Raw genomic sequence first — 23,924 nt, forward strand, 5'->3', positions numbered from 1 at the left:
ACACGAAGGGCGTGAACACGCGTCTTTAAGAGGGCATCGTGCGACCCGGACAGCACCTAGCTGGTTGAACGAGGTTGACCGGTCGTATCACTCGTCATTGTCTTGGGGGAGCACCCAGACCCAACCTGAGAGGTCGTAAACCGCTCGGCCGTCAGCGGTGGTACCAATCTTTGGAAACTCGTCGACGTAGTCGTCGGCGTCGGACCGGGTGCAGACGAGCGTGTCGCCAACCTCGGTGACGTAGCCCCAAATGCCGTTGGGGTCGTTGGCCCGCCAGGCGTGGAGGAACTCGCCGAGCGCCTCTGCGGTCGCGATGGGGCGCACCCACCCGTTCCAGCGCTCTTCCAAGACACCCTCAGCGTCCAGGGCCAAATCGTCGACCATGTTCTCCGGAGCGCTGTCTATGTAGACCTTCATCGCCTTCCTCCGTCTTCGGGGTCGTCGAGCGCCGATAACACACGTTCCGTCATGCGCCCGACGGCGTGGGCTCTGTCGTCATGATCTTGCCTTCCGTGCTAGGTCCGCTCTGCAGGGCTCGACCCGTCGAGGCGCTCGAGGTTCAGTACGTTGCCCGGGAGCCAGCCGAAACATGCCAATCTGACCCTATCGAGAGGGACCGGATGGTCGCGTGCCCGACAATGTGTGGGGCTCTCGGACCTCATGACCCATGCGCCTATCCGAACCGACAGGCGACGTTCCTCGCCCCAGACCGTGCAGCGCCGCGACCGCGGAAGCGGCGATCGCGGCAGCACTCGTGGCACTGCTGGCTGCGCGCATCGTCTCCGAGACTGGCGCCGGGACAGGGACCATTCGTTTGGCGAGGATATCGGCGGGGGAGACCCAGACGACGTCGCGGCCGAAGGCCGGCGCCGTTGCCAGGCCGGCCTCGACGTCGTTGTGCGCCCGGCGGGACAGGGCTCGCGCCGGCCCGGTGAGGTCGGGAGCGTCGGCCTTCTCAGCGACGACCACGGCGAGCTCGGATCCGGCCTCGATCGCACGAAGCGTTGCGCGCACGGCTTGGGGTAGCCCTGGGCGGTCGGCGATGACCCCGGGGCTGGCCAGGGTGGTCTTGCCGTGGGTGATCTCGCGGTACGCGGCGCGGACGTCCGCGGCCGCGCGGGCCAGTGGCTCCTCGAGGCGGGCCCCGGGGGGAGCGAGGTCGCCCCAGCGGCTGGCCAGGTTGCTCCAGGACCGCCCTGCGTCGGCGATGGCGGGGACGAGGCGATCGTAGCGCTCGAGCAGGCCGGCGGTCTCGGCCGCGTCGACGAGGACCATGCTCGCGCCGGCGATGAGCCCTTGGGTGCGGGTGATCAGCAGGATGTTGGACGGTTGGAGGTCCCGGGCCAGCGCGCGGTGGGTTTGGATGTCCCAGTTGGCCAGTGCTTGCGCTAGCCGGTCGGGGTCGTCGATGGGGCGCATCGCTTCGCCGGCGAGGGCTTGCGGGAACCGGTCGGTCAGGTAGCTGCGGGCGGTGTTCTCGCAGGCGGAGATCCGGTCGATCCAGACACCGGTGGGGGTGATCGCGTAAGGGGAGCGGTGCTGTGCCAGGTGGATCCGTCGGCCGGCGCTTCGAGCGTCGTTGACGCGGTCGCGGCCGTGCTCGTGGAGCGCGACGTTGACGGCGTGGGCGGTCAGGTAGAGCCCGTGCATGATCCGGGTGCGTGCTGCCTCTAGGTCGCGGTGAGCGTCAGGCTGCTCGTGGCGGATCTCGGCGCCGTAGCGGCGGACCAGCGAGGCGGCGTTGAGGAATGTCTGGGTCATCTGGTCGATGCGAGGGCTGGTCGGGCCTTGCCCTGGCCAGGCAGTACGGCCGGAGAGGCTGGTCTCGATGGTGGCGGCCTGGGCGGAGAGGCTGGTGATGGGCCCGTCGCGCTCGTCGACGCCAGGTCGTCGACCGGGCAGGGATGCCCACAGGTCCTCGGCGGCCGCGACCATCGTCGGCCAGCTGCGCAGCAGCGTTCCGGCGGCGTCTCCGTCAATGTCCATGAGGAGCTGGCGCGCCAGGTAGTCGACGTCGACGAGCATCTCACCGACGCTGCGCATGTCGCGGGAGGTCATCGGGATCTGGTCGACGTCGAAGAGCTCCTCGTCGATCTCGGCGTACGCCAGCCGCAGGTCAGTAGCCAAGGCCGCGGGCTTCCCGGATGAGGTCGCACAGGTCGACGACCAGTTGGGAACCGTGCACCAGGTCGGACCGGTGCAGCGCCAGGGGACGGGTTAGCTCCTCGGCCTCGGTGAGCAGTTGGAGCGGCGAACGCTTCTCGAGCTCCGCGTCCTCGTCGAGGTCGGGCAGCTCGTAGTCGTCGGGCAGCAGGGCGCTGGCCTGGGAGTGCGCGAGATAGACACCGAGCCCGAGGTCGTGCAGCGATGAGTGGGCGGCGGCCCGGTCGGCGTCGCTCCACACCTGGGTGGCGGCCTGGTGCAGCAGGAGGGTGATCGAGCCCAGGCGGTCCCAGGTGCCGTCAGCGTTGAGGGTGTCCACGGGTGTTCCTTTCGGTCAGAGGTCGTCTGGCCCATGAACCCACGTCCGGGTCGGTCTTCGCTCCGCTGAGCGGCGGGCTGTGGATAACTCGGGGTCGTGTCGGCGGCTGGGCACAAACTGGTCTCGTTCGCCTATGTCGAACGGCGGTTGCCGGACGATCACCGCAGGCAAAGTCAAGAGATTCGCACTAGTGCTGACAGATGGAGGAGGGTCGTGATGATGAGGTTCCCGATGATCGTGCTGAGGGGGGTGACGCTGGCGCCGGCGCTGCTGGTGAGCCTCGTCCTCACCGTGGTGGTGTGCGCCTTGCTCCCGCCGGCGCTCGGCCTGGTGGCGTTCCTGGCCGCCGTCGGCCTGCTCGTTGCGCTGGCGATCGGCCAGCTCGAGGTGCCGGCGATCGCGACGCTGACCCTGTCCCGTCTCGCGACCGCAGCTGAGCTCCAAGTGATGGCGCCGGTGCTCGCCGAGCTGGGCGGCCGCGGCGTCGACGTCGGTGCCCTGTTCGTGCGCCGGTGTCAGGGTCCGAGCACCCCGGTGGCTGTGGCGATCGCGGGTCGCGCGGTCGTGGTCACCCCCGGGCTGGTGGAGGCCACGTACTGCGGAGGAGTGACCACTGCGGAGGCGGCCGCCGCGATGGCTCATGCTGTCGGCCAGTGGCGAGCGATCCGGCCGCGGCTGGAGCTCGCTGTGCTGGCGGCGGCGACGCCGTGGCGGCTGGTGGTCGCGACGTTCCGTGGCGTGGCCCGGGCCTTCGCCTGGCTTCCGTTCATGCGGCTGGCTTGGACGCTGCGGGGTCTCGTCGGTGTGATCTGCATCGTGCAGTCGGTCGCTGAGGACCGGGCCGCTCCGGGGGTCCTCGGCGGTGCGGTGATCGCCCTGACCTACCTGGTGCCGGCGGCCGTCTGGCGGATCGAGGCCCGGTCGGAAGCCGCAGCCGACCAGCTGGTGGTCTCCCTCGGCCTGGGCTCCGTGCTGGCTGGCCTGCTCCGGCGTCATGGACATCCGATGACGCTCGAGCGGCTGCAGCGCCTGGAGACGGCCGTCGAGCAGCCTCAGCGGCCGCGGCTGCACCTGGTGCACGGCTGAGGACACTCTCTGGGCGTTGCAGGTCTGCGGGCTACTCGTCTTCCTGGAAACCGGACGTGGAGTGGTGCACGCAGCCGCGGCCGTTGCCTTCGTGCGGCTTGTGGTTCATGCACGGCAGCGACCCCAGCTTGTGAGAGCAGTCGACCCAGTGGACCGTCGTGCGGCCGATGATGCGGCGGGCATCCGATGATGCGAACGCGGTAGCCATCGCGAACCTCCTAGCGGCGCGGGGGGCGGCGGCGGCCGAGCTGGGGCCGCCGGTAGGCGGCCGTGTCGGTGTGGTCGTGCTGTCGACCGGACCGGTGGACCTGCGCGATCTCGGCGTCGACGGAGGGTCCGGTGTCGGCAGCCGCGGCCTGGGCGGTCTCCTCGGTGGCCCTGATCTCCTCGGCGCGCTGACGGGCCTCTTCCTCGAGCGCGGCTTCCTCGCGAGCGGCGTCACTCATCTGAACTCCCATGGATCCCGTGGACCGGCACCGGCTGCGCCAGTCCCTTTTGGTCTCCTAAGTGCGGACCAGCGGTGGGAGCGATCACTTCGGCTGATCCGATTGGCGCCCCCGGGCAGGTCAGGTCGGCTGTGCCAGCAGCGTGGCTCCCAGCAGCTGGGCCGTGTGCTCGACGACCGCCAGGGAGCCATGCTCATTGGGGCGGTCGCAGCACGGATGGGTGTCGAAGCCCTCGTCGACGACGACGCGGTGCAGCTGGCTACCGCAGGCACGACATCGCCGGCCGGCGTGGGTGGGGCACTGGTCGACCGCCACGACGCAGGGCAGGCACGCCGCGGGCGTCGGTGGGCTCACGTGGTGGGCACGGTCCCAGTCGCGTCGCTGACTCAGCAGCGTGGCGGTCTGTCGCCACAGCGAATGCTCAAGGTGCGCCGGCGCCTGTTGACCGAGCGCCTGGTCGACGACCGCTTTGAGCAGCTGCTCACCGCAGCCGAGGAGTCGTTCGTCGAGGCCACGGGCGTAGCACCACCGGCCAGCGTCTTCGCGGCCATCGTCAGCTGCTCGTCCATGACCTGCCCTGGTCGAGGTCCATGGCTCCCTCTACCGACTCGGGGACCGGGGCGTCGGGCGCGACGATGCGCTCGGGATCGGGTCCCGGCTCTGCTCGGACATCCGCCGGCGGGCGTTGTCGGTGATCTCGCTGGCGATCCCGGCCGACTGACGGGCGTTAGCCGCAGCGTGGTCGACGATGTTGCCGAGCAGGCGCACGTCCTCGTCGGCGCGGCCGAGCTCCTTGCCGGCGGTTGCGATGCTTCGCTCTAGGTTGACCGGCTCCAGCAGGCCCAGGGCAGTGACGTCCCGGCTGGCCTGGTGCGCGGTCTCGGCGTGCTGGGCAGCCAGCTGGGCGACCGGCTTTGCGAGGGCGACCATCTCGCCGACGACCGCGATGCGCGGCTTGAGCTGAGCGATCTCGCTGGCGATGACGGGATCGGAGGTGTCGGCCAGGTCGAGGAGGGTGCGGGCGTCGGTGACGGACTGCGATGCGCGGTTGAGGTGCGCGAATAGGTCGTGGGTGAGCTCCGGCATGTCGTTGCACCGCGTGTGCAGCCGGCCCAGGTGCTCGCCGGCGGCCTCGAGGTAGAAGGAGCCGCGCTCGGACAGCTTGGCCTTGGCCGAGTCGAGTTCGGCGTCGTCGAGCACGCGGAGTGCGGAGGCGATCGTCTCCTGGAGCTCCTCCACGACCCAGCGCGCTCTGCTCACGGCCTGCTCGGCCTCGAACACAGCGTCGGCGGCGCTCAGCGTGGTGTCGGTGGTCATGCCGACTCACCGTCACTGGTTTCGGGCGGGGGAGCGGTGGGCGGCGGCAGTACCTCGCGGAGTCGATCGAGCGCAGCCAGGGCCTGCTCGAGGTGGGTGCGGGCCTCCTGAACCGGGTCACGGTCCGCCGCGGCGGACGGGGAATCGGTGGGCGTGCTCACGGGCAGCTCCTTGGTGGACCGGGGTCATCTCTCGGTCACCAAAGGAAGGTCGACCCGCCGGGGCGATCACCCGACGCGAAAGAAATCTCGCGATGTTCGAGTGGGGCCGGGTCAGGGCTGGTCCTAGGACATTGACTCCTGCCCGCCGTCGACGTCCTGGCTGATGATGTGCGCGGTCGCGTTCCGCGCGGCGTTGAGTTGCTTGTGGAGGTTGACCGCGAGACCGCGGGCCTCCTCGAGGTGGAGGCGGGCGACGTCGACTGCCATCGCCGGGTCCGACTCGTCGGTCATCGCATCCATGCTGAGCACCTGGTGAGCCAGGGCCCGCTCAAGCGTGCTGGAGAGCTGCGAGAAGGCCTGGGGGAGAGCGGCCGCGAGGTCGGCGAACTCCGCCAGCTGGTCCGAGGTCTTGGCCGGGATCTGGTCGCGCTCCCACATCGTGGCGCGGTTGAAGCCGTAGACGTGCTCGCGGGCGGCCGTCGCGTGTCCGCCTGCTTCGAGCTGGTCGTTGTCGTCCACCGAGTTGTCCTTCCTGCCGAGAGGTGTCGCTGACTCGAGTCTCGCGGATCTCGCCGGCGGACGGGTGGCCGCCGGCGGCCGGCTGTGGATAACCGCAAGGTCCCTCCATGCCTGCGAGGCGAGAGACTGAGCAGCCATCGAGGACAAAGGGGCCCTGATCGCGCGGCGCGTTCGCGATGTCCGCCCTGCGTGGTTCAACGCCCCCAGGATGTCGAGGCCTATCGCCGGCTCGCCGCGGCGGTCAGCGAGTGGAACGCCTACTGCGCCCCGACGACGGAGACACTGACGTCAGACGACTCCGAGTTGCTCGACGGGCTGGCCGATGTCGCGCCACCGCAGCCCCTGGCCGCGCTGCTGCCCGACGTGACAGGGCCCATGTTGCGACGGTCCAGCCGCCAGCTCTAGCGCTATCGCGGTCCGTGTCGGCCCGCTCCGAGCCCGTTACACAGCTGCGTTAAGTAACCGAATTATGCCACCACCGGTCTGGTCGCGGTGCGCGCCGCCACTCAGGAACGCGGCCGCCCAGATCCGCCGCTGGGCGGTGGCAACTGGCGGGGTTCGTTCTGCTCGCTCCGGCGAAGCATGTCCCGACCCGCGTGCGTTGCTGAGGGATCCAGCCCGGCGTTCGCGATCATCTTCTGCAAGCTCAGCAGTTCGGTCGCTGCTTCGGGTCGCGTGCGTTCGTAGTGGCTCAGAACGAAGCGGTTGAAGAGCGGGACCGCCATCGCCAGCTGGCCGCGCTTGGGTGCGTAGACGTCGCCCTCCTCGATGAGCTCCTCACGGAGCCAGGACAGCTCTTGCTGGGAGCGACCGAGAGTCTTGGCGATCGCCGCTGTCGAGGCGCGCCCGCCGTGCAGAGCGAGTGCGGCAAGGAACTCCATCTGTCGATCGCTGATTCGGTCCCATCGGGGGCCAAGGGTGCGGCGCTCGAGCATGTCGGCGACCTGGGGGAGTGCGGCTTCGACGTCGCCGAGGGTGATCTGGTCGGGCCCGGGCGCGGATGTCCAAATGGCGTGGGCGAACAGCTGCACGTGGGCCGGGTAGCCGTTGCTCGCCTCGACCACGGCTGCCGCCGCCTCGGGGGTCCACGCGACGCCGGCCCGGCGTGCCGGCTCCACCACGGCGTAGCGGGCGTCATCGGGTTCGAGAGTGAGGGGGATGGGCTCCAGCACGAAGAGGCGATCTGGGTGGGTCACGCCGGCCTTGCGGAGCGCATCGGGAGTGAAGGGCAGCCCGGTGCCGGCGAAGAGGACCGGCGAGGAGGGGTGGTCGACGTTGAGTCGGTGCAGTGTCGCCGCGAGCAGGGCGAGGTCAGGACCAGAGGCGACCTGGAGCTCATCGACGGTGATCAGCAGGCCCCCGCTGTGGGCGTCCTTCCGTACTTCGGTAGCCAGCGTGGCCAGGGCGTCAGCGAGCGTTCCCGCGTCCAAGCCTGGTGCTGCGGCGTTGGATTGGCGAGTGGAGATCCCGGCACCGATGCCCGCGATGCTGAGGTTGACCCCACCGATCCGCTCGAAGGTTTTGCGGGCGCGCTGCCACGGGCCGGCCTCCTCGGCCATACGGGTGCGAGCGCGCTGGAGCAGCGCTTCTACCAGACCAGCGTGGCCCGAGACAGCCTGGAGGTTGACCACCTCGAAGCCTTGCTCCTGAGCGAGGTCCGCGAATGCGCTCACCGTGACGGTCTTCCCCACGCCGCGCGGGCCGGCAAGGATCATGTCCTGGGCGCGGACGCGGCCGCCAGAGACAATGTCGTTGAGCACCAAGTGCCAGTCACGGAGAAGGCCGTCGCGTCCTGCCAGGACGGGCGGGTTGTGGCCAGCGCCGGGCGTGTACGGGCTCTGATCCACCAGCGCCACCTTCCTAGACTCACCTAGATTTCGAGGAGTTTCTAGGTCAGTCTAGGTGGCAGTCGGCTCACTAGGCCGGACGAGCTCTCGCGCATGTGACCGGCGTGTCAAGGGCCGATCCGGGGTGGCGGGGTGGAGCGCCGCCGGCAGTGGACCGGTCGGCGCCGAGGCGTCGACGGGCTGCATGCTCGGGACTCTCGGGGGTTGGTCCGGCAGCGCCAGCGACGAGGAACTCGCCGAGCTTGTCGGCAAGCTCGGCGATGTCGGCCGACAGCACCTGCTCCAGGATATCGGCGATGCTGGCGGCGGAGCCGTCGCAATGGTCGACCAGGTCGGAGGCGAGGCGATCGAGGGCGCGGTCGCCCTGCTGGGTGAAAGTGACGATGCCGGAGCCCGGCTTCTCCGCGGGTGAAGTGCTCATTGGGTCCTCCTCTGCTTGGTCACCTAGGTGATCCCGGACCTTGCGAGCGATCAGCGAGCGCTTCGTCAGCTCGGCAGCGGGCGGCGGCCGCCAGGTTCGCCGCCGTCGTGCCGCAAAAAGCGATGAGCGCGCCGGCTGAGGGGCGCGGGCGGTCTCGGATCCGCGGCTAGCCCCGAGAGGGTTGCTCGAGTTCTGTGTCAGCCTCTTTGCCCGCGTGGCGCCCGGCTGCAAAGGCCGCATCCACTGCTGCACGGGTTCGCTCCGTGCTGCTGGGCATGAGATGGGTGTAGGTGCGCAAGGTGAAGCCGGGGTCGCTGTGGCCGAGGTATTCGGATACGGCGCGAATCGATTCGCCGGCGTCGAGGAGCACGGAGGCGTACCAGTGGCGTAGGGCGTGCATGCCGTTGTCACGCGCTTGCTCGATGCCCACATGGGCTTGGCCGGGCTTCCAGAGCCGTGTGTTGAAGTAGTTGCGGTTGAGGGCAGAACGCTCGCGTGTGGTGAGTATGAGCCCTGCGCTCGCCTTCTTGTCCGCTTGGGGCGTTCCCCACGGAAGCGTGATGCTCCGTCGCGGGTAGGTAGCGAGGTGGTTGCTGAGTTCCGTCGCGACGCTCTCGGGCAAGGGGACGGTTCGGGTCTTGTCGCCCTTCGGCAGGCCGAAGACCAGGCGGTTGCCTCCGAACACCTTGACTTGCCGCCTGACCTCCACAACTCCGCGGAGGAAGTCGACGTCCTCGACTGCGAGCCCAAATACCTCGCCTTGGCGTAGTCCCAGCCCCGATCCCAACGTGACTGCGATCCTGTACTGCGGCGGAAGCGCGTCGTGCATGGAGGAGACCCACTCGGTCGGCCAAGGCACCACCTTGCGGCGCGACGTTGCGGGTCTTGTCACTGAACTCGCTTTGCACGGATTCTTGGCAATCATGTCGTCGTCGACCGCAGCCGAGAAGATGGCAGACACGTTAGAGAAGATGACGCGCCGGTAGGTCTCGGCCATCTCCATCGACCGTAGGAGCTTCTGGATGGTCGACGGCTTGATTTGTCGCAGTTCGAGGTGTCCTAGCGTCGGGAACACATGGAGCCTGAGTCGCAACTCGGTCGCCTCGTAGGTCAGCGGACTGAAGGTCCGACTATCGAGCCACTCCTCGGCATAGGCGCGAAACGAGATCTTGCCGGCGTCGACATCAAGGTAGGTCCCACGAAGCTTGTCCGCCTCGACCGTGTTGCGGAACGCAACCGCCTCGGCCTTGCGTCGGAAGGTCTTGCGACGCTGCCGCCCCTCGGGATCTCGGTAGTTGACGACGTAACGAGGGCTGCCGTCGTCGGATGATCGCCCAGAGCTAATGCTTGCCATGGCAGCCCTCGGCAGCGTCGGACCGGGTGACCAACCATGCTGATGAGCATCTGCTCGCTGGTGGCGATGGAGTCGATTCCGGGCCAGGCTGGTGGCCTGTCGGGATCACTGATTCTCCTCGAGTCGCACCGTCCAATTGATCACGGTTGCTGCCCGCCAGCGCAGGTGCTTGCCGACACGGAAGCCGGCCGGGCCGTAGCCCGTCGTCCGCCAGGAGTAGATGGTCTGCTTGGTCACTCCAAGGTAGGAAGCGACATCGTCGATGTCCCACAGCTCTTCGGCGTCGACCAGCCTGGGGGCACGGCTTCCGCGGCCTCCGCGACGCTGCGGCCCAAAGATTCCCGGTTCCACAGCCGGCACGTTCGAGTTCGTTGCCATCATCAAGCCCCTCCTTGCGGCGTTGACGGAGATTCGGTCTACAGGCACCTATGTCTGACGGAGGCGCCGGAGCGATCACGCAGGTGCAAGTGATGTCGCAGCGAGCTGACTCGGGATCGGTGGGGGGCGCCGAACCGTGCGATGCCACGCTCGTGGCTCGGGCAACGGACCAAGTTCGAGACCGCTGTGGCGACCTTCCCTGACGGAGCCAGGCGAACCGTGCGCCAAGGGGTGGCGCGTCTGAGATTTGTACCGGATTTGTAACAGACGAGCGGCTACCAACAGAAAACGCCGCCGAACGACCAAAAGGTCGCTCGGCGGCGTTTGTGCAGGTCAGCGGCTGTTCTTTGCGGTCGTTCGGTGTTGCTGAATGACCGCAGCCGGAGGCCCGGTTAGATGTCGTAGTAGAGCTCGAACTCGTGCGGGTGCGGGCGCTGCTGGACCGGCAGGATCTCGTTCTGGCGCTTGTAGTCGATCCAGGTCTCGATCAGGTCCGAGGTGAAGACGTTGCCGGCGGTGAGGAACTCGTGGTCGGTCTCGAGGTTGTTCAGCACGGCGTCGAGGGAGGCCGGGACCTGCTCGATGTCGGCCATCTCGTCCGGCGGGAGCTCGTAGATGTCCTTGTCGATCGGGGCGGCGGGCTCGATCTTGTTCTTGATGCCGTCGAGGCCGGCCAGCAGCAGCGCCGAGAACGCGAGGTAGGGGTTGGCCGAGGGGTCGGGGCAGCGGAACTCGATCCGCTTGGCCTTCGGGTTCGAGCCGGTGATCGGGATCCGGACGCAGGCGGAGCGGTTGCGCTGGGAGTACACCAGCGAGACCGGGGCCTCGAAGCCCGGCACCAGCCGGTGGTAGGAGTTGACCGTCGGGTTGGTGAAGGCCAGCAGCGACGGGGCGTGCTTGAGCAGGCCGCCGATGTACCAGCGGGCGGTGTCGGAGAGGCCGCCGTACCCGGTCTCGTCGTAGAACAGCGGCTCGCCGGCGTTCCAGATCGACTGGTGGCAGTGCATGCCCGAGCCGTTGTCGCCGAAGATCGGCTTCGGCATGAAGGTCGCGGTCTTGCCGTTGCGCCACGCGACGTTCTTGATGATGTACTTGAACTTCATCACGTCGTCGGCGGCCTTGAGCAGCTCGTCGAAGCGGTAGTTGATCTCGGCCTGGCCGGCGGTGCCGACCTCGTGGTGGGCGCGCTCGACCTGCAGGCCGGCCCGCTCCAGCTCGATGACCATCTCGTCGCGGAGCTCGCCGAAGTGGTCGGTGGGCGCGACCGGGAAGTAGCCGCCCTTGTACTTCACCTTGTAGCCGCGGTTGTCGTTCTCGAACGCCGCGCCGGTGTTCCAGGCGCCGGCCGAGGAGTCGATCTCGTAGTAGCCCGCGTTGGCCTTGGTCTCGAAGCGCACGTTGTCGAAGACGTAGAACTCGGCCTCGGGGGCGAAGTACGCCTTGTCGCCGATGCCGGTGGTGCCCAGGTAGGCCATCGCCTTGCGCGCGATGTTGCGCGGGTCGCGGGAGTAGGCCTCGCCGGTCAGCGGGTCGTGGATGAAGAAGTTGACGACCAGGGTCTTGGCGGTGCGGAACGGGTCGAGGTACGCCGTGGTCGGATCCGGGAACAGCGACATGTCGGACTCGTGGATGGCCTGGAAGCCACGGATCGACGAGCCGTCGAAGCCCAGCCCGTCGTCGAAGACCGACTGGTCGAACGAGGACACCGGGACCGTGAAGTGCTGCATGATGCCGGGCAGGTCGCAGAAGCGGACGTCGATCATCTCAACGCCCTCGTCCTTGACGTACTTGAGCAGCTCGTCGCTGTTCTGGAACATTCGTCCTCCTTGGCTGCCACGCGGGGCGACAACCCGAAATTCGGTGAGCAAGAACCGGGGCGACGCTGCTCCGGGCGGTGGTCGCAACGTACGCACGGCCAGTTTCTCGACCGTATCCGGTTTGTTTCCGGCATGTAACAGGTGGCCGATGACTGGACCGGCGACCGCCCGCCCTACCCTGGCCGTCGTGACCGCACCGCACGAAGTCCCGTTCGAGACCGCCTCGTGGGGGCGCCGGGTGCTGGCGCTGCTGGTCGACTGGGTGGCCAGCACGTTCGTGGTGGTCCTGTTCATGGGCTGGTCCGACTACGCCAGGACAGGCGGCCCCGGCGGTCTCTACGTGCTGTTGGTGTTCGTCGTCGAGTCCGCGCTGCTGACCGCCACGGTCGGCGGCTCGTTCGGCAAGCTGGCCACGCGGCTGCGGGTGGTCTGCGTCGACGGCGGCGGGCAGGTCGACCCGCTGCGCTCCCTCGGCCGGGCGGTCGCCGTCGCCCTGGTGATCCCGCCGCTGGTGTTCCGGCCGGACCGTCGCGGCCTGCACGACGTGCTGGCCGGCACCGCCACGGTCACCCTCGGGACGGTCCGTTCTCCACAGGCCTGACCCGGCGGGGGGTTTGCCCGTTGGGTGCACCGGGTCATGCTGGAGGCGTCGACCACTCTCGGAAGGGCCCCGTCGTGACCAGCCTGAGCTCCGTACGCCGTACCCTCGCCGCGCTCGCGGCCGTCCCGCTGCTGCTGACCGGGCTGGCCGCCTGCGGCGACGACCCGGGCCCGACTGCCGCGCAGGACCCGGCCGGGACCTCCGCGCTCGGCGCTCCTGCCGCGGACCTGGCGCCAGGTACGGACGTCGACCCCGCGGACTTCGCCGACCTGCTCGCCGCAGGGGTGGCGCGGATGGACACCGCCCACCTGACGATGAGGTCCGAGATGGGCTCCGCCGGCGCCATGACGGGGGAGGGCGACGCCGACTACCGCGGTGACCGCCCGGTCGCGCAGCTGACGATCACCTCCGACTTCGTCGCCGACGCGATCGAGGCCCGGATCGTCGACGGCGCGCTGTACCTCGACCTCGGCCACCTCAGCCACGACAAGTTCTGGAAGCTCGACCTCGACGACCCCGACAGCCCGTTGGGGGCGCTCGGCTCGCAGCTCGACCCGCGCTCGGCGGTCGACATCGTGGCGAAGGGCCTGGAGCGCGTCACCTACGTCGGCCCGGACGGCGACCTGGACCACTACCGGGCGAGCGTCGACCCGCAGGCCGTGCTCGACGCCGTCGGCGGCCTGGGCCCGATGGGCACGCAGGCCGACGGGACCCCGGCCATGCCGAAGACCCTGGACTACGAGCTCTGGCTCGACGACCAGGGCCGGGTGACCCGGCTGACCTCGACCATGGGCGACCTGGGATCGGTCGAGATGACGATGTCCGACTTCGGCGCCGACGTGTCCGTCGAGGCGCCGCCGGCCGACCAGGTCACCGACATGCCGTCGATGTTCGACCACCCGGGGACCGAGCCGCAGGCCTGAGAGTCCTACCGACCGCGGAGCTGGCCGCGCATGCCCTTCATGCTGGTCGGCACCGGGCCCTTGGGCAGCGGGATGTTGGACCGGTTGGCGTCCAACGCCTTGAGCCGGTTGAGGAGGTCGGTCATCTCGGCGGGCTTGACCGTCTTGCCGAGCTTCTGGACATGCTTGACCAGCTTGGGCAGCGGGACCTGACCCTCGTCGTTGCCGCAGACGACCTCGTGGGTCGGGACCTCCGAGGCGACCCGCTCGTGCTTGCGGCGCTCGGCGGTCATCAGCTGGCGCAGCCGGTTCGGGTTGCCCTCGCCCACGAGCACGATGCCCGGAGGCCCGACCACCCGGTGCACGACGTCCTGCTGCTTGTTGAACGCGATCACGGGGTCCGTCCGCCAGCCCCGCTTGAGCATCCGCAGCGCGGCGGCAGCGGCGCCCGGCTGGCCCTCCATCTGGGAGTACGCCGCACGCTGGGCGCGCCGCCCGAAGACGATCATCGCCAGCAGGGTGCCGACCAGCAGCGCGCCGACCACCGAGAGGACGACGCCGAGGGCGCCCTCGCCGGGGAGGATCCAGAAGACCACGAAGCCGATCACACCGCCGACCAGCAGCGAGCCGAGGATCCACAGGCCGAGGCGCGGGTCGGACCGCTTCGCCATCCGGTAGGTCTCGACGAACTGCTTGCGCCGGCTCATCTTGTCCGGGTCGACGGGCTTGGGGTCCTTCGCCATCTTCTGGTGCTGCCTCACTGAGTCGTTCGGTCGGGATCAGGCCGTGACGCCCTCGCGGGCCTCGACAGCCTGACGGTACAGCCGACCGGCGCGGTAGGACGAACGGACGAGCGGCCCGGACATCACCCCGGTGAACCCGACCTCGTCGGCCTCGTCCTTGAGCTCCACGAACTCCTCCGGCTTGACCCAGCGCTCGACCGGGTGGTGCCGCGGCGAGGGGCGGAGGTACTGGGTGATGGTGAGCAGCTCGCAGCCCGCGGCGTGCAGGTCGCGCAGGGCCTGCGAGACCTCCTCGCGGGTCTCGCCGAGGCCGAGGATCAGGTTGGACTTCGTGACCAGGCCGAAGTCGCGAGCCTGGGTCAGCACGTCGAGCGAGCGGTCGTAGCGGAACGCCGGACGGATCCGCTTGAAGATCCGCGGCACGGTCTCGAGGTTGTGGGCGAGCACCTCGGGCCGCGACTCGAAGACCTGGGCGAGCAGGTCCGGCTTGCCGCTGAAGTCGGGGATCAGGTTCTCCACGCCGATGCCCGGGTTCAGCTCGTGGATCTGGCGCACGGTCTCGGCGTACAGCCAGGCGCCCTCGTCGATCAGGTCGTCGCGCGTGACGCCGGTGATGGTGGCGTACCTCAGGCCCATCGTGCGCACCGACTCCGCGACCCGCCGCGGCTCGTCGCGGTCCAGCGGCTTCGGCCGGCCGGTGTCGATCTGGCAGAAGTCGCAGCGCCGGGTGCACTGCTCGCCGCCGATCAGGAAGGTCGCCTCGCGGTCCTCCCAGCACTCGTAGATGTTGGGGCAGCCGGCCTCCTGGCACACGGTGTGCAGTCCCTCGGACTTCACCAGGTTCTGGAGGTGCTGGTACTCCGGACCCATCTTCGCTCGGGTCTTGATCCACTCGGGCTTGCGCTCGATCGGGGTCTCCGAGTTGCGTGCCTCGAGCCGGAGCAGCTTGCGGCCCTCTGCTTGTGGGGAGGGGGGAGCTTGCGTCACGTTGGCCAACTGTACGCGGCGGGTGGAGGCGGTCCCGCCTCAGGGAGTGAGCAGCTCGATCCGCGGCTGCTTGGCCGGGTCGGGGCGCGGCTCGTAGTCGGGCGTGGGGTCGTACGGCGCCCAGGCGAGGTACTCGCGCAGCCGCCGCTCGACGTACGGCGTCGCCTCGGCCACGCTGACGTCGCGACCGAGCTCGCGGCTCAGCGAGGTGACGCCTGCGTCCGCGATCCCGCAGGGGACGAACCGGTCGTACCACCCGAGGTCGACGTCGCAGTTGAGGGCGAACCCGTGCATGGTCACGCCGCGGCTGACCCGGATGCCGATCGCCGCGACCTTGCGCTCCCCGAGGGGGGCTCCGCCGCCCTCGGACCTCCCGGGCTCGGCCTTGAGCCAGACGCCGCTGCGGCCCGGCACCCGGGCGGTGGTGACGCCCAGGTCGGCGCACGCCCGGATCAGCGCCTCCTCGAGCCGGCGCACGTAGTCGACGACCAGCACGTGGTCGGGCAGGGTGACGATCGGGTAGCCGACCAGCTGGCCGGGGCCGTGGAAGGTGATCTTGCCGCCGCGGTCGACGTCGATGACCGGCGCGCCGCCCGGGTCGGCCGGCCGCTCGTGCGGCTCGGTGCGCTTCCCGGCGGTGAAGACCGGCGGGTGCTCGAGCAGCAGCACGGTGTCCGGCTCGTTGCCGTCCGCGACCTGCTGGTGCACCTCGCGCTGCAGGTCCCACGCGGCGACGTACTCGACCATCCCGACGTCTTGGAGCTTCACGCGCTCGAGCCTACTGCGCGCCCTGTGGACGACGGCGGGCCCGGGGCACCGGTCGGGGTAGGAGAGGACCATGCCGCTCCTGCCGCTCCTGTCCCTCCTGCTGGCGCTGCTCGGCCCTGGCACCGCGCCGGACCCGGCCCCGCCCCGGCCGGTCGTCGTGCTGCACGACTGGGACCAGCAGCGCGCGGCGGCGTGGGCCACGTCCGATGTCGCGGGGCTGCGCGCGCTCTACACCGCCGGCAGCTCGGCCGGTGCGGTGGACGTCGCGATGCTGCGCGCCTGGCGGGAGCGCGACCTGCGGGTCGAGGGGATGCGGATGCAGGTGCTCTCGGTGTCCGTGCGCGCCGACACCGGGCGGCGCCTGGTGCTGGTGGTCACCGACCGGCTCGCGTCCGCGGTCGCGGTCGGCGCCGGCGTACGCCGCCCGCTGCCGCGCGACGCGGTATCGACCCGGCGCCTCGTGCTGGTGCGGGCCGCGGGGGAGTGGCGGATGGCTCAGGTCAGGCCCGCGCCGAGCACGTCGTCCACCGTGCGGTCGTGGAACCGGTAGCCCGCGTCCTCGAGGGCCGCGGGGCGCAGGTTGATCGAGCCGAGCGCCTCGGGGGCGAGCGGGCCGGCGCCGGCCCGGATCGCGAACCGCGGGGCGACCAGGAACGCCTTGCGGTGGGTGGCCCGGGCCAGCGCCTGGGTGAACTCCGCGTTGGTCGGCGTCAGCGGGCAGCACACGTTGAACGGGCCGGCGGCCGTCTCGTGCTCCACCAGGTGGGTGACGCCGCCGACCCAGTCGCGCAGGGAGATCATCGCCATCCGCTGTCGTCCGTCTCCGAGCCGAGCGCCCAGCCCGAGCCGGGTGAGCAGCTGCAGCTGCTTGAGCGGCGCCGCCCGTCGGTCCATCACCGGGGCGGTGCGCAGCACGCACAGCCGGGCGCCGGCCGCCGCGGCCGGGTCGGCGGCATCCTGCCACTCGCGGCTGACGCGGGTGAGCAGGCTGTCGCCGCTGCTCTGGGTCTCCTCGGTGACGACCTGCTCGCCGTGGTCGCCGTACCAGGCGATCGCGTTCCCGGCGACGAAGGCCGGCTTCCGCTCGCTCGCGGCGATGGCGCTCGCGAGCACCCGGGTCGTGGTCACCCGGCTCTCGCGCAGCGCGCGGGCCCAGCGGCGCGAGTGCGGGTTGCCGATCGTCGGCGACCCCGCCAGGTTGACCACCACGTCGGCGCGCTCGACCAGCTCGCGGTCGTAGCCGCCGGCGTACGGGTCCCACGTCGACTCGCTCGGCGACGACGTGGGCCGGCGCACCAGCGCGACCACGTCGTGGCCGCGCTCGGTCAGCTCCCGGCTCAGGTGGGTGCCGAGGAAGCCGGAGGCGCCGGCGATGACGACGGTCAGCGACATGCTCTCCTCAGACCTCGAACTGGCCCGACTCCAGGCGCTGCTTCACGTCGGTGAGGAAACGGCCTGCGTCGGCGCCGTCGACCAGCTGGTGGTCGTAGGTGAGTGCCAGGTAGACCATGTAGCGCACCGCGATCGTCTCGCCGAGGTTCGGGTCGTCGATGACCACGGGCCGCTTGACGACGGCGCCGGGCCCGAGGATCGCGACCTGCGGCTTGTTCACGATCGGGGTGTCCCACAGGGCCCCGACGCTGCCCAGGTTGGTGATCGTGAACGTCCCGCCCGAGAGCTCGTCCGGGCCGATCTTGTTGGTGCGCGTGCGCTGGGCGACGTCGGCGATCTTCTTCGCCAGGCCGGCGATGGAGAGGTCGCCCGCGTCCTTGATCACCGGGGTGATCAGACCCTTCTCGGTGTCCACCGCGATCGCGAGGTTCTCGCGGTCGTAGTAGGTGACCTCGCCCGCCTCGGTGTCGATGGTCGCGTTCAGCGCCGGGTGGTGCTTGAGCGCGTCGATCGCGGCCTTCGCGAAGAACGGCAGGTACGACAGCTTGACGCCCTCCCGGGACAGGAAGTCCGCCTTCGCCTCGTCGCGCAGCCGCGCGATGTTGGTGACGTCGACCTCGACCACCTGGGTCAGCTGGGCGGAGGTCTGCAGCGAGTCGACCATGCGCGTGGCGATGATCTTGCGCAGCCGCGACATCTTCACCGTGGTGCCGCGCAGCGGCGACGGCGCGCCCGAGGAGACCGGTGCCGAGGGGGCAGCCGGGGCGGCCGGAGCCGCCTGGGCGGGCTGCTGGGCCTGTTGCTGGGCCTGTTGCTGGGCCTTGGCGGCGTCGAGCACGTCCTGCTTGCGGATCCTCCCCCCCACGCCGGTGCCGGTGACGCTCGCGAGGTCCACGCCGTGCTGGGCGGCCATCTTGCGCACCAGCGGCGTCACGTAGCCCGGGCCGTCACCGCTCGCGACGGGCTGGGCGGCGGGCTGCGCAGTGGGCTGGGCGGCGGCGGCCGGCGCGGGAGCCGGCGGGGCGGCCTGCTCCTGGGGCGCGGGTGCCGGCTCGGGCTCGGGTGCCGCCTCGGGCTCGGGCTCGGGCTCGGGGGTCGGCTCCGGCTCGGGCTCGGGGGTCGGCTCGGGCTTCGACTCGGCCGGCGCGGCCTGTCCGGACCCGATCACGGCGAGCTCGGCCCCGACCTCGACGGTCTCGTCCTCGGCGACCTTGATCTCGAGCAGGGTGCCGGCGACCGGCGAGGGGATCTCGGTGTCGACCTTGTCGGTGGAGACCTCGAGCAGCGGCTCGTCCACGGCGACCTCGTCGCCGACCGACTTCAGCCAGCGGGTGACGGTGCCCTCGGTGACCGACTCGCCGAGGGCCGGGAGGGTCACGGCCGTCCCGGAGCCACCGGACGGCTTGGCCTCGGCCGCCGGGGCCGGCTGCTCGGCAGCGGGCTGCTGCGCCTCCTGCTGCGCCTGCTCCTGGGCGGGCTCCGGCTCGGGCTGTGCCTCGGGCTCCGGCTCGGGGTCGGGCTGGGCCTCGGCCTGGGCGCCGCCGGAGTCACCCGAAGACTCACCGGCGTCCCCGATCACCGCCAGCACGGCACCGACCTCGACGGTGTCGTCCTCGTTGGCCCGGATCTCCAGCAGCGTGCCGGCGATGGGGGAGGGGATCTCGGTGTCGACCTTGTCCGTGGAGACCTCGAGCAGCGGCTCGTCGACGGCCACCGAGTCGCCCACCTGCTTGAGCCAGCGGGTGACGGTGCCTTCGGTGACGGACTCGCCGAGTGCCGGCAGGTTGACTTCGGTGGCCAATGGACTTCCTTCGCTTCAGGTGCTGGTGTTCGGGTTCAGGAGTGGGCGTGCAGGGGTTTGCCCGCCAGCGCCAGGTGCGCCTCGCCGAGCGCCTCGTTCTGCGTCGGGTGGGCGTGGACAAGGGGTGCCACGTCCTCCGGGTACCCCTCCCAGTTGTAGATCATCTGGGCCTCGCCGATGAGCTCGCCGACCCGGTCGCCGACCATGTGCACGCCCACGACGGGGCCGTCCTTGCGACGGATCAGCTTCACGAAGCCCTGGGTCTTGAGGATCTGGCTCTTGCCGTTGCCGCCCAGGTCGTAGGTGAGCGTCTCGATGCCGTCGGCGCCGTAGGTCTCCGCCGCACGCGCCTCGTCGAGCCCGACGGAGGCGACCTCCGGGTGCGAGTACGTCACGCGGGGGATGCCGGCCTCGTCGATCGGGCTCGGGTCGAGGCCCGCGATGTCCTCGGCGACGAAGATGCCCTGCTGGAAGCCGCGGTGCGCCAGCTGCGGGCCGGGGACGATGTCGCCGACGGCGTACACGCCGTCCAGGTTGGTGCGGCACCGCTCGTCGGTGAGCACGAACCCGCGGTCCATGGTCACGCCCTGCTCGTCGTAGCCGAGGCCTTCGGTGACCGGCCCGCGACCGACTGCGACAAGCAGCAGGTCGGCCTCGATCACGTCGCCCCCCTCGACGGTCACCGCGACGCCGGTGTCGGTGTGCTTGACGCTCTGGAACGGGGTGCCGGTGCGGAACACGATGCCGCGCTTGCGGAACGCCCGCTCCAGCGCCTTGGAGGACGCCTCGTCCTCGACGGCCACCAGCCGCGGCAGCGCCTCGACGATGGTCACGTCGGCACCGAAGCTGCGCCACACGCTGGCGAACTCGCAGCCGATGACGCCGCCGCCGAGCACCACGACCGAGGCGGGCACCCGATCCAGCCGCAAGGCGTGGTCGGAGGTGATCACCCGCTCGCCGTCGATCTCGAGCCCGGGCAGGGTGCGGGCGTACGAGCCGGACGCGAGCACCACGTGCTTGCCGGTGTACGCCGTCTCGCCGACGGTGACCGTCCGCGGGCCGGTGAGCCGGCCGGCGCCCTCGATCACCGTGATGCCGCGGCCCTTGATCAGGCCGGTGAGGCCCTTGAACAGCCGCGAGACGACACCGTCCTTGTAGGCGTTGACCCCCGCCATGTCGATGCCCTCCAGGGTGGCGCGCACTCCGAACGTCTCGGCCTCGCGGGCCTGGTCCGCGACCTCGGCGGCGTGCAGCAGCGCCTTGGTCGGGATGCAGCCGATGTGCAGGCAGGTGCCGCCCAGGTGCGACTTCTCCACCAGGCCCACGGACAGGCCCAGCTGTGCTGAGCGCAGGGCGCAGGCGTAACCGCCGGAGCCCGCACCGAGGATGAGTACGTCGAAGTCGGCGTCGGCCACCCGCCCATCCTTGCACTTCCGCGCAACGTGTCCACACCGGCCTCCGGGCTACTCGCGGGTCACCTCGTGGTCACCGCGGCGAACCTGGCGGCGCACCTTGCGGCGATCTCCCGTGGGTTCGCCCGGGTTGTTGGCACACTGGTCGGCATGTCATGGATGGACCGGCTCCGGCGCAGCTCGGGCCCGAAGATGCGGCGCCCCGCGCGGGACGCCTACCGGACCGGGTCGACCCGGGTGCGCGCGTCGGACTCGGTGGACCTCGAGCACCTGCACTCCTGGGTGAGCGATCGGCGCGGCGTCGAGGGCTTCGTCGAGCCGCGCACCGCCGTCAGCGACGTGACGTTGCTGCTGGTCGCCCACGACGGAGAGTGGACCCGGCGCCGGGTGCCCTCGATCGGCTGGGCGCACGACTTCTGCAACCGCCAGCAGATCCCCTCCTACGACGCCGCGGTCGTCGGCATCCCGCAGCGGATGCGGGACTACAACCGGCGCAAGAAGCTCGAGGGCGGGCTCTGAACCCGCCCGCCTACTTCTGCTCGGACAGTGCCCGGGCGTAGTCGACCAGGGTGGCGACGGCGACACCGGTGCCGCCGGCGGTGACGTGCCCCCAGGCGCCGCCGGAGTTGAACGACGGCCCGGCGATGTCGAGGTGCGCCCAGGGCAGGCCCCCGGTGAACTCGCGCAGGAACGCCGCGGCGAACAGCCCGCCGCCCCACCGGGTCCAGTCGTGCTGGGCGAGGTCGGCGATCTTGCTGGAGGTGATCCGCTCGCGCATCGACTCCGGGATCGGCATCGGCCACATCGCCTCGCCGGCCGTGCCGGCGGCCGCGAGCACGTCGTCGACGACGTCGGTCGACCCGAGCACGCCGCTGACCCGGTCGCCCAAGGCGACGACCATGTGGCCGGTCAGGGTGGCGACGTCGATGATCACGTCCGGCTTCACCTCGGTCGCGCGGACCAGGGCGTCGGCGAGCACCAGGCGGCCCTCGGCGTCGGTGTTGAGCACCTCGACCGTGGTGCCGCCGTACATCGACAAGACGTCGCCGGGCCGGGTCGCCGAGCCCGACAGCATGTTCTCCGCCATCGGCGCGTACGTCGACACCTGCACGGGCAGGCCCAGCCGGGCGATCGCGAACGTCGCCTGGACGACCGCAGCGGCGCCGGCCATGTCCGACTTCATCTCGCTCATGCTCTGCGCCGGCTTGATGGTCAGCCCGCCGGAGTCGAAGGTGATGCCCTTGCCGACGAGCGCAAGGTGGTGCTTGGCGCCCTTCGGCGCATAGCTCAGCTCGACCAGCCGCGGCGGCGCCGACGAGCCGGCACCGACGCCGAGGATGCCGCCGCAGCCGAGCTCGGCGAGCTCCTTCTCGTCGAGGACCCGGATGGACACCTTCGGGGCGCCGCGCCCCTTGGTGAGTGCCTTGGTCGCCTCGGCGACGGTGTCGGCGAAGGCGGGCGGGGTCAGGTCGCCGGGCGGCGTGTTGACCCAGTCCCGGGTCGCCGCGACGGCGGCGGAGACGATCCGCGCCTGCTCGAACGCGGCTACCACGTCCTTCTTGCGCGCGGCGCCGCTGAGCAGGACCACGTCGGCCGGTGCGCCCTTCGCCTCCGCGGCCGGCTTCTTGTACGTCGTGAACGTGTAGCCCCCGAGCTCGTAGCCCTCGGTCACGGCGCGGACCAGCTCGGGCGTCCCGGCGGGCAGTGCGATCGCGACCGAGGCGGCGTTGGTGACCGCGCGAGCCGCGACGCCCGCGCCCCGGCGTACCGCCTCGGTGTCGGGGGTCGCGCCGAGCCCGACCAGCACCAGCAGCGGGGAGGTGATCGCGCCGCTGGTCGGGACCTTGGCGACCTCGCCCGCCTTGCCGGTCACCCCGAGCGTGGCGAGCAGGGGGCGCAGCTTGCGGCCGTAGGCGGAGGCGACGTCCTCGCCGCCGTCGGCGAGGGTCGGCCCCTTGGCGCCTTGGACGACCCCCACCACGACGGCGTCGCTGCGGGTCTTGGCGGGGCTGGCGCTGCGCATGGTGTACGACGTCACCGGGGCAGGATAGTCCGGGGTGCTGCGGTAGGTTCGCGGCCATGGTGGACCTCCACGAACAGGAGCTGCGCTCCCCGCTCCACGCACGTCACGTGGCCCTCGGGGCCAAGTTCGCCGCTTTCGGCGGCTGGTCGATGCCGTTGGAGTACTCCACCGGCATCGTCAAGGAGCACACCGCGGTGCGCGAGTCGGTCGGCATCTTCGACGTCAGCCACCTCGGCAAGGCCGTGGTGGCGGGGCCGGGCGCCGCCGCGTTCGTCAACCGCACGCTGACCAACGACCTCGACCGGATCGGCCCCGGCCAGGCGCAGTACACGCTGTGCTGCGACGACGCGACCGGTGGCGTGGTCGACGACCTGATCGTCTACCTGCACGCCGAGGACCGGGTGCTGCTGGTGCCCAACGCCGCCAACACCGCCGAGGTGGTCCGCCGGCTCGCGGCGGTGGCCCCGGACGGGGTCACGGTCACCGACCGGCACCGCGACTTCGTGGTGCTCGCCGTGCAGGGCACCCGATCGGACGAGGTGCTGGCCGAGGTGGGGCTGCCGACCGGCCACGACTACATGTCCTTCGTCGAGCAGACGTTCGCCGACGAGACCGTCGTGGTCTGCCGCACCGGCTACACCGGCGAGCGCGGCTACGAGCTGATCGCACCGAACGCGGTCGCCGAGCCGCTCTGGGACGCGCTGCTCGCCGCCGGCGAGGAGTTCGGGATGCTGCCCTGCGGGCTCGGCGCCCGCGACACGCTGCGCACCGAGATGGGCTACCCGCTGCACGGCCAGGACATCTCCCTCGACGTCACCCCGAACGAGGCGCGCCTGGGCTGGGCGGTCGGATGGCGCAAGGACGCCTTCTGGGGCCGCGACAAGCTCACCGCCGAGAAGGCGGCCGGCCCGAAGCGCCAGCTGCGGGGCCTGGTCGCCACCGGTCGCGGCATCCCGCGCCCGCACATGAGCGTGAGCCTCACCCCCGACGTGCTGCTCGGCGAGGTCACCTCCGGAACCTTCTCGCCCACCCTGCGCAAGGGCATCGGCCTGGCGCTGATCCCGTCGTTCGTCGACCCGGAGGCCGAGGTCGGCGTCGACATCCGCGGCCGTCGCGAGGTCTTCCAGCTCGTGAAGCCGCCGTTCCTCGACCCGTCCGTGCGGGAGGGCTGAGATGAACCTGCCCGACCAGCCCGCCACGTTCCGCCCACCGTCGCCGACCGAGCGGCCCTGGTGGTGGCGGCTCGAGAACGCCGCCGGCGACGAGGTCACCGTCGGGCCGGACCTCGCCGGCGAGCGGTTCTCGAGCCAGGCCGACGCCGAGTCCTGGGTCGGGGAGACCTGGTCGGACCTGGCGGCCGAGGGCGTCGACGCGGTCACCCTGTTCGAGCACGACCGTCGCGTCTACGGACCGATGTCCCTGCACGCACAGTAGGGGCCGTGGCCTCGGCCCTTGGTGGGCGACCGG

General features: G+C 70.6%; 28 protein-coding genes. 7 read left to right on the plus strand and 21 right to left on the minus strand.

What is annotated here, in order from left to right:
• Positions 1-87 precede the first annotated feature (87 nt).
• The 3 genes from NOCA_RS13020 to NOCA_RS13030 form a co-directional block, all read right to left on the minus strand.
• Positions 88-417 carry a hypothetical protein gene (locus tag NOCA_RS13020; RefSeq protein ID WP_011755732.1) on the minus strand — a complete coding sequence of 110 codons (330 nt, stop codon included), beginning with the start codon at positions 415-417 and terminating at the stop codon, positions 88-90.
• A 186-nt stretch (positions 418-603) separates the two neighbouring features.
• Positions 604-2,127: a hypothetical protein gene (locus tag NOCA_RS13025; protein ID WP_011755733.1), complete on the minus strand. Its 1,524-nt coding sequence runs from the start codon at positions 2,125-2,127 to the stop codon at positions 604-606.
• A complete protein-coding gene (locus NOCA_RS13030; RefSeq protein WP_011755734.1) occupies positions 2,117-2,482 on the minus strand; it encodes a hypothetical protein in 366 nt (121 codons plus the stop codon). Before NOCA_RS13030 ends, NOCA_RS13025 begins: the two co-directional genes overlap by 11 nt.
• A 216-nt stretch (positions 2,483-2,698) precedes the next feature.
• Between NOCA_RS13030 and NOCA_RS13035 the strand changes: the two genes are divergently transcribed.
• The gene (locus tag NOCA_RS13035; protein WP_011755735.1) at positions 2,699-3,568 is read left to right on the plus strand and encodes a hypothetical protein; all 870 of its coding nucleotides are present in this window, start codon (positions 2,699-2,701) and stop codon (positions 3,566-3,568) included.
• Positions 3,569-3,599: 31 nt separating this feature from the next.
• Here the strand turns inward: NOCA_RS13035 and NOCA_RS27570 are convergent, their stop codons facing one another.
• The 11 genes from NOCA_RS27570 to glnA form a co-directional block, all read right to left on the minus strand.
• Entirely contained in the window at positions 3,600-3,776 is a 177-nt protein-coding gene (locus tag NOCA_RS27570; protein WP_158305672.1) for a hypothetical protein, read from the minus strand.
• A 10-nt stretch (positions 3,777-3,786) separates the two neighbouring features.
• A complete protein-coding gene (locus NOCA_RS13040) occupies positions 3,787-4,014 on the minus strand; it encodes a hypothetical protein (RefSeq protein ID WP_041546525.1) in 228 nt (75 codons plus the stop codon).
• Between the two features lie 120 nt (positions 4,015-4,134).
• On the minus strand, positions 4,135-4,368 hold the full coding sequence (locus NOCA_RS13045; RefSeq protein ID WP_140404030.1) for a hypothetical protein: 234 nt from the start codon (positions 4,366-4,368) through the stop codon (positions 4,135-4,137).
• A 246-nt stretch (positions 4,369-4,614) separates the two neighbouring features.
• A complete protein-coding gene (locus NOCA_RS13050) occupies positions 4,615-5,331 on the minus strand; it encodes a hypothetical protein (protein WP_011755736.1) in 717 nt (238 codons plus the stop codon).
• A complete protein-coding gene (locus NOCA_RS27575) occupies positions 5,328-5,492 on the minus strand; it encodes a hypothetical protein (protein WP_158305673.1) in 165 nt (54 codons plus the stop codon). Before NOCA_RS27575 ends, NOCA_RS13050 begins: the two co-directional genes overlap by 4 nt.
• A gap of 123 nt (positions 5,493-5,615) precedes the next feature.
• Positions 5,616-6,011, minus strand: a complete 396-nt coding sequence (locus tag NOCA_RS13055) for a hypothetical protein (protein ID WP_041546527.1) — start codon at positions 6,009-6,011, stop codon at positions 5,616-5,618.
• Positions 6,012-6,517: 506 nt separating this feature from the next.
• Positions 6,518-7,867 carry an ATP-binding protein gene (locus NOCA_RS13065; RefSeq protein WP_011755738.1) on the minus strand — a complete coding sequence of 450 codons (1,350 nt, stop codon included), beginning with the start codon at positions 7,865-7,867 and terminating at the stop codon, positions 6,518-6,520.
• A gap of 61 nt (positions 7,868-7,928) precedes the next feature.
• On the minus strand, positions 7,929-8,279 hold the full coding sequence (locus NOCA_RS27105) for a hypothetical protein (protein WP_011755739.1): 351 nt from the start codon (positions 8,277-8,279) through the stop codon (positions 7,929-7,931).
• 166 nt (positions 8,280-8,445) lie between these two features.
• Positions 8,446-9,633 carry a site-specific integrase gene (locus tag NOCA_RS13075; RefSeq protein ID WP_011755740.1) on the minus strand — a complete coding sequence of 396 codons (1,188 nt, stop codon included), beginning with the start codon at positions 9,631-9,633 and terminating at the stop codon, positions 8,446-8,448.
• A gap of 105 nt (positions 9,634-9,738) precedes the next feature.
• Positions 9,739-10,014: a helix-turn-helix transcriptional regulator gene (locus NOCA_RS13080; protein ID WP_011755741.1), complete on the minus strand. Its 276-nt coding sequence runs from the start codon at positions 10,012-10,014 to the stop codon at positions 9,739-9,741.
• 389 nt (positions 10,015-10,403) lie between these two features.
• A complete protein-coding gene (gene glnA, locus NOCA_RS13085) occupies positions 10,404-11,828 on the minus strand; it encodes a type I glutamate--ammonia ligase (protein WP_011755742.1) in 1,425 nt (474 codons plus the stop codon).
• A gap of 187 nt (positions 11,829-12,015) precedes the next feature.
• On the opposite strand from glnA, the gene NOCA_RS13090 reads away from it, so the two are divergent.
• Entirely contained in the window at positions 12,016-12,429 is a 414-nt protein-coding gene (locus NOCA_RS13090) for an RDD family protein (RefSeq protein ID WP_238383472.1), read from the plus strand.
• A 74-nt stretch (positions 12,430-12,503) separates the two neighbouring features.
• Positions 12,504-13,352 carry a hypothetical protein gene (locus NOCA_RS13095; protein WP_041546530.1) on the plus strand — a complete coding sequence of 283 codons (849 nt, stop codon included), beginning with the start codon at positions 12,504-12,506 and terminating at the stop codon, positions 13,350-13,352.
• 5 nt (positions 13,353-13,357) lie between these two features.
• On the opposite strand, the gene NOCA_RS13100 is transcribed toward NOCA_RS13095, so the two are convergent.
• Genes NOCA_RS13100 through lipB form a run of 3 tightly spaced genes read right to left on the minus strand, consistent with a single transcriptional unit; the run spans position 13,358 to position 15,901 of the window.
• On the minus strand, positions 13,358-14,074 hold the full coding sequence (locus NOCA_RS13100; protein WP_011755745.1) for a DUF4191 domain-containing protein: 717 nt from the start codon (positions 14,072-14,074) through the stop codon (positions 13,358-13,360).
• 36 nt (positions 14,075-14,110) lie between these two features.
• On the minus strand, positions 14,111-15,061 hold the full coding sequence (gene lipA, locus NOCA_RS13105; RefSeq protein WP_011755746.1) for a lipoyl synthase: 951 nt from the start codon (positions 15,059-15,061) through the stop codon (positions 14,111-14,113).
• A gap of 39 nt (positions 15,062-15,100) precedes the next feature.
• Positions 15,101-15,901: a lipoyl(octanoyl) transferase LipB gene (gene lipB / locus NOCA_RS13110; RefSeq protein WP_083768155.1), complete on the minus strand. Its 801-nt coding sequence runs from the start codon at positions 15,899-15,901 to the stop codon at positions 15,101-15,103.
• On the opposite strand from lipB, the gene NOCA_RS13115 reads away from it, so the two are divergent.
• Complete coding sequence (locus NOCA_RS13115) at positions 15,900-16,379, plus strand: hypothetical protein (protein ID WP_041546531.1); 480 nt, start codon at positions 15,900-15,902, stop codon at positions 16,377-16,379. The genes lipB and NOCA_RS13115 overlap by 2 nt on opposite strands.
• Here NOCA_RS13115 and NOCA_RS13120 read toward each other — a convergent pair.
• From NOCA_RS13120 to lpdA, 3 genes are read right to left on the minus strand one after another with little or no spacing between them, the layout of a single operon-like run.
• Entirely contained in the window at positions 16,325-17,221 is an 897-nt protein-coding gene (locus tag NOCA_RS13120) for a TIGR01777 family oxidoreductase (RefSeq protein ID WP_011755749.1), read from the minus strand. The two genes, NOCA_RS13115 and NOCA_RS13120, sit on opposite strands and share 55 nt — an antisense overlap.
• Positions 17,222-17,228: 7 nt before the next feature.
• Positions 17,229-19,022 carry a 2-oxoglutarate dehydrogenase, E2 component, dihydrolipoamide succinyltransferase gene (gene sucB / locus NOCA_RS13125; RefSeq protein ID WP_011755750.1) on the minus strand — a complete coding sequence of 598 codons (1,794 nt, stop codon included), beginning with the start codon at positions 19,020-19,022 and terminating at the stop codon, positions 17,229-17,231.
• A gap of 35 nt (positions 19,023-19,057) precedes the next feature.
• Positions 19,058-20,437: a dihydrolipoyl dehydrogenase gene (gene lpdA, locus NOCA_RS13130; protein WP_011755751.1), complete on the minus strand. Its 1,380-nt coding sequence runs from the start codon at positions 20,435-20,437 to the stop codon at positions 19,058-19,060.
• Positions 20,438-20,584: 147 nt separating this feature from the next.
• Here lpdA and NOCA_RS13135 point away from each other — a divergent pair, with 147 nt between their 5' ends.
• Positions 20,585-20,953 (plus strand): hypothetical protein, encoded by a 369-nt coding sequence (locus NOCA_RS13135; RefSeq protein WP_041547577.1) that lies wholly within the window; start codon positions 20,585-20,587, stop codon positions 20,951-20,953.
• A gap of 10 nt (positions 20,954-20,963) precedes the next feature.
• Here NOCA_RS13135 and NOCA_RS13140 read toward each other — a convergent pair whose 3' ends face one another.
• A complete protein-coding gene (locus tag NOCA_RS13140; protein ID WP_041546532.1) occupies positions 20,964-22,472 on the minus strand; it encodes a leucyl aminopeptidase in 1,509 nt (502 codons plus the stop codon).
• 41 nt (positions 22,473-22,513) lie between these two features.
• On the opposite strand from NOCA_RS13140, the gene gcvT reads away from it, so the two are divergent.
• Positions 22,514-23,629 (plus strand): glycine cleavage system aminomethyltransferase GcvT, encoded by a 1,116-nt coding sequence (gene gcvT / locus NOCA_RS13145; protein ID WP_011755754.1) that lies wholly within the window; start codon positions 22,514-22,516, stop codon positions 23,627-23,629.
• 1 nt (position 23,630) lies between these two features.
• Positions 23,631-23,891, plus strand: a complete 261-nt coding sequence (locus NOCA_RS13150; RefSeq protein ID WP_011755755.1) for a hypothetical protein — start codon at positions 23,631-23,633, stop codon at positions 23,889-23,891.
• Positions 23,892-23,924: the final 33 nt, after the last annotated feature.

It is taken from the genome of Nocardioides sp. JS614 (assembly GCF_000015265.1).
Classification (GTDB): domain Bacteria; phylum Actinomycetota; class Actinomycetes; order Propionibacteriales; family Nocardioidaceae; genus Nocardioides.

Excerpts from the sequence above, each read along its gene's own strand:
- NOCA_RS13020 (WP_011755732.1), bottom strand. The coding sequence starts at position 417 with ATGAAGGTCTACATAGACAGCGCTCCGGAGAACATGGTCGACGATTTG.
- NOCA_RS13035 (WP_011755735.1), top strand. The coding sequence starts at position 2,699 with ATGATGAGGTTCCCGATGATCGTGCTGAGGGGGGTGACGCTGGCGCCG.
- NOCA_RS27570 (WP_158305672.1), bottom strand. The coding sequence starts at position 3,776 with ATGGCTACCGCGTTCGCATCATCGGATGCCCGCCGCATCATCGGCCGC.
- NOCA_RS13040 (WP_041546525.1), bottom strand. The coding sequence starts at position 4,014 with ATGAGTGACGCCGCTCGCGAGGAAGCCGCGCTCGAGGAAGAGGCCCGT.
- NOCA_RS13050 (WP_011755736.1), bottom strand. The coding sequence starts at position 5,331 with ATGACCACCGACACCACGCTGAGCGCCGCCGACGCTGTGTTCGAGGCC.
- NOCA_RS27105 (WP_011755739.1), bottom strand. The coding sequence starts at position 8,279 with ATGAGCACTTCACCCGCGGAGAAGCCGGGCTCCGGCATCGTCACTTTC.
- NOCA_RS13075 (WP_011755740.1), bottom strand. The coding sequence starts at position 9,633 with ATGGCAAGCATTAGCTCTGGGCGATCATCCGACGACGGCAGCCCTCGT.
- NOCA_RS13080 (WP_011755741.1), bottom strand. The coding sequence starts at position 10,014 with ATGATGGCAACGAACTCGAACGTGCCGGCTGTGGAACCGGGAATCTTT.
- glnA (WP_011755742.1), bottom strand. The coding sequence starts at position 11,828 with ATGTTCCAGAACAGCGACGAGCTGCTCAAGTACGTCAAGGACGAGGGC.
- NOCA_RS13100 (WP_011755745.1), bottom strand. The coding sequence starts at position 14,074 with ATGGCGAAGGACCCCAAGCCCGTCGACCCGGACAAGATGAGCCGGCGC.
- NOCA_RS13115 (WP_041546531.1), top strand. The coding sequence starts at position 15,900 with ATGCCGCTCCTGCCGCTCCTGTCCCTCCTGCTGGCGCTGCTCGGCCCT.
- lipB (WP_083768155.1), bottom strand. The coding sequence starts at position 15,901 with ATGGTCCTCTCCTACCCCGACCGGTGCCCCGGGCCCGCCGTCGTCCAC.
- NOCA_RS13120 (WP_011755749.1), bottom strand. The coding sequence starts at position 17,221 with ATGTCGCTGACCGTCGTCATCGCCGGCGCCTCCGGCTTCCTCGGCACC.
- NOCA_RS13135 (WP_041547577.1), top strand. The coding sequence starts at position 20,585 with ATGTCATGGATGGACCGGCTCCGGCGCAGCTCGGGCCCGAAGATGCGG.
- gcvT (WP_011755754.1), top strand. The coding sequence starts at position 22,514 with ATGGTGGACCTCCACGAACAGGAGCTGCGCTCCCCGCTCCACGCACGT.
- NOCA_RS13150 (WP_011755755.1), top strand. The coding sequence starts at position 23,631 with ATGAACCTGCCCGACCAGCCCGCCACGTTCCGCCCACCGTCGCCGACC.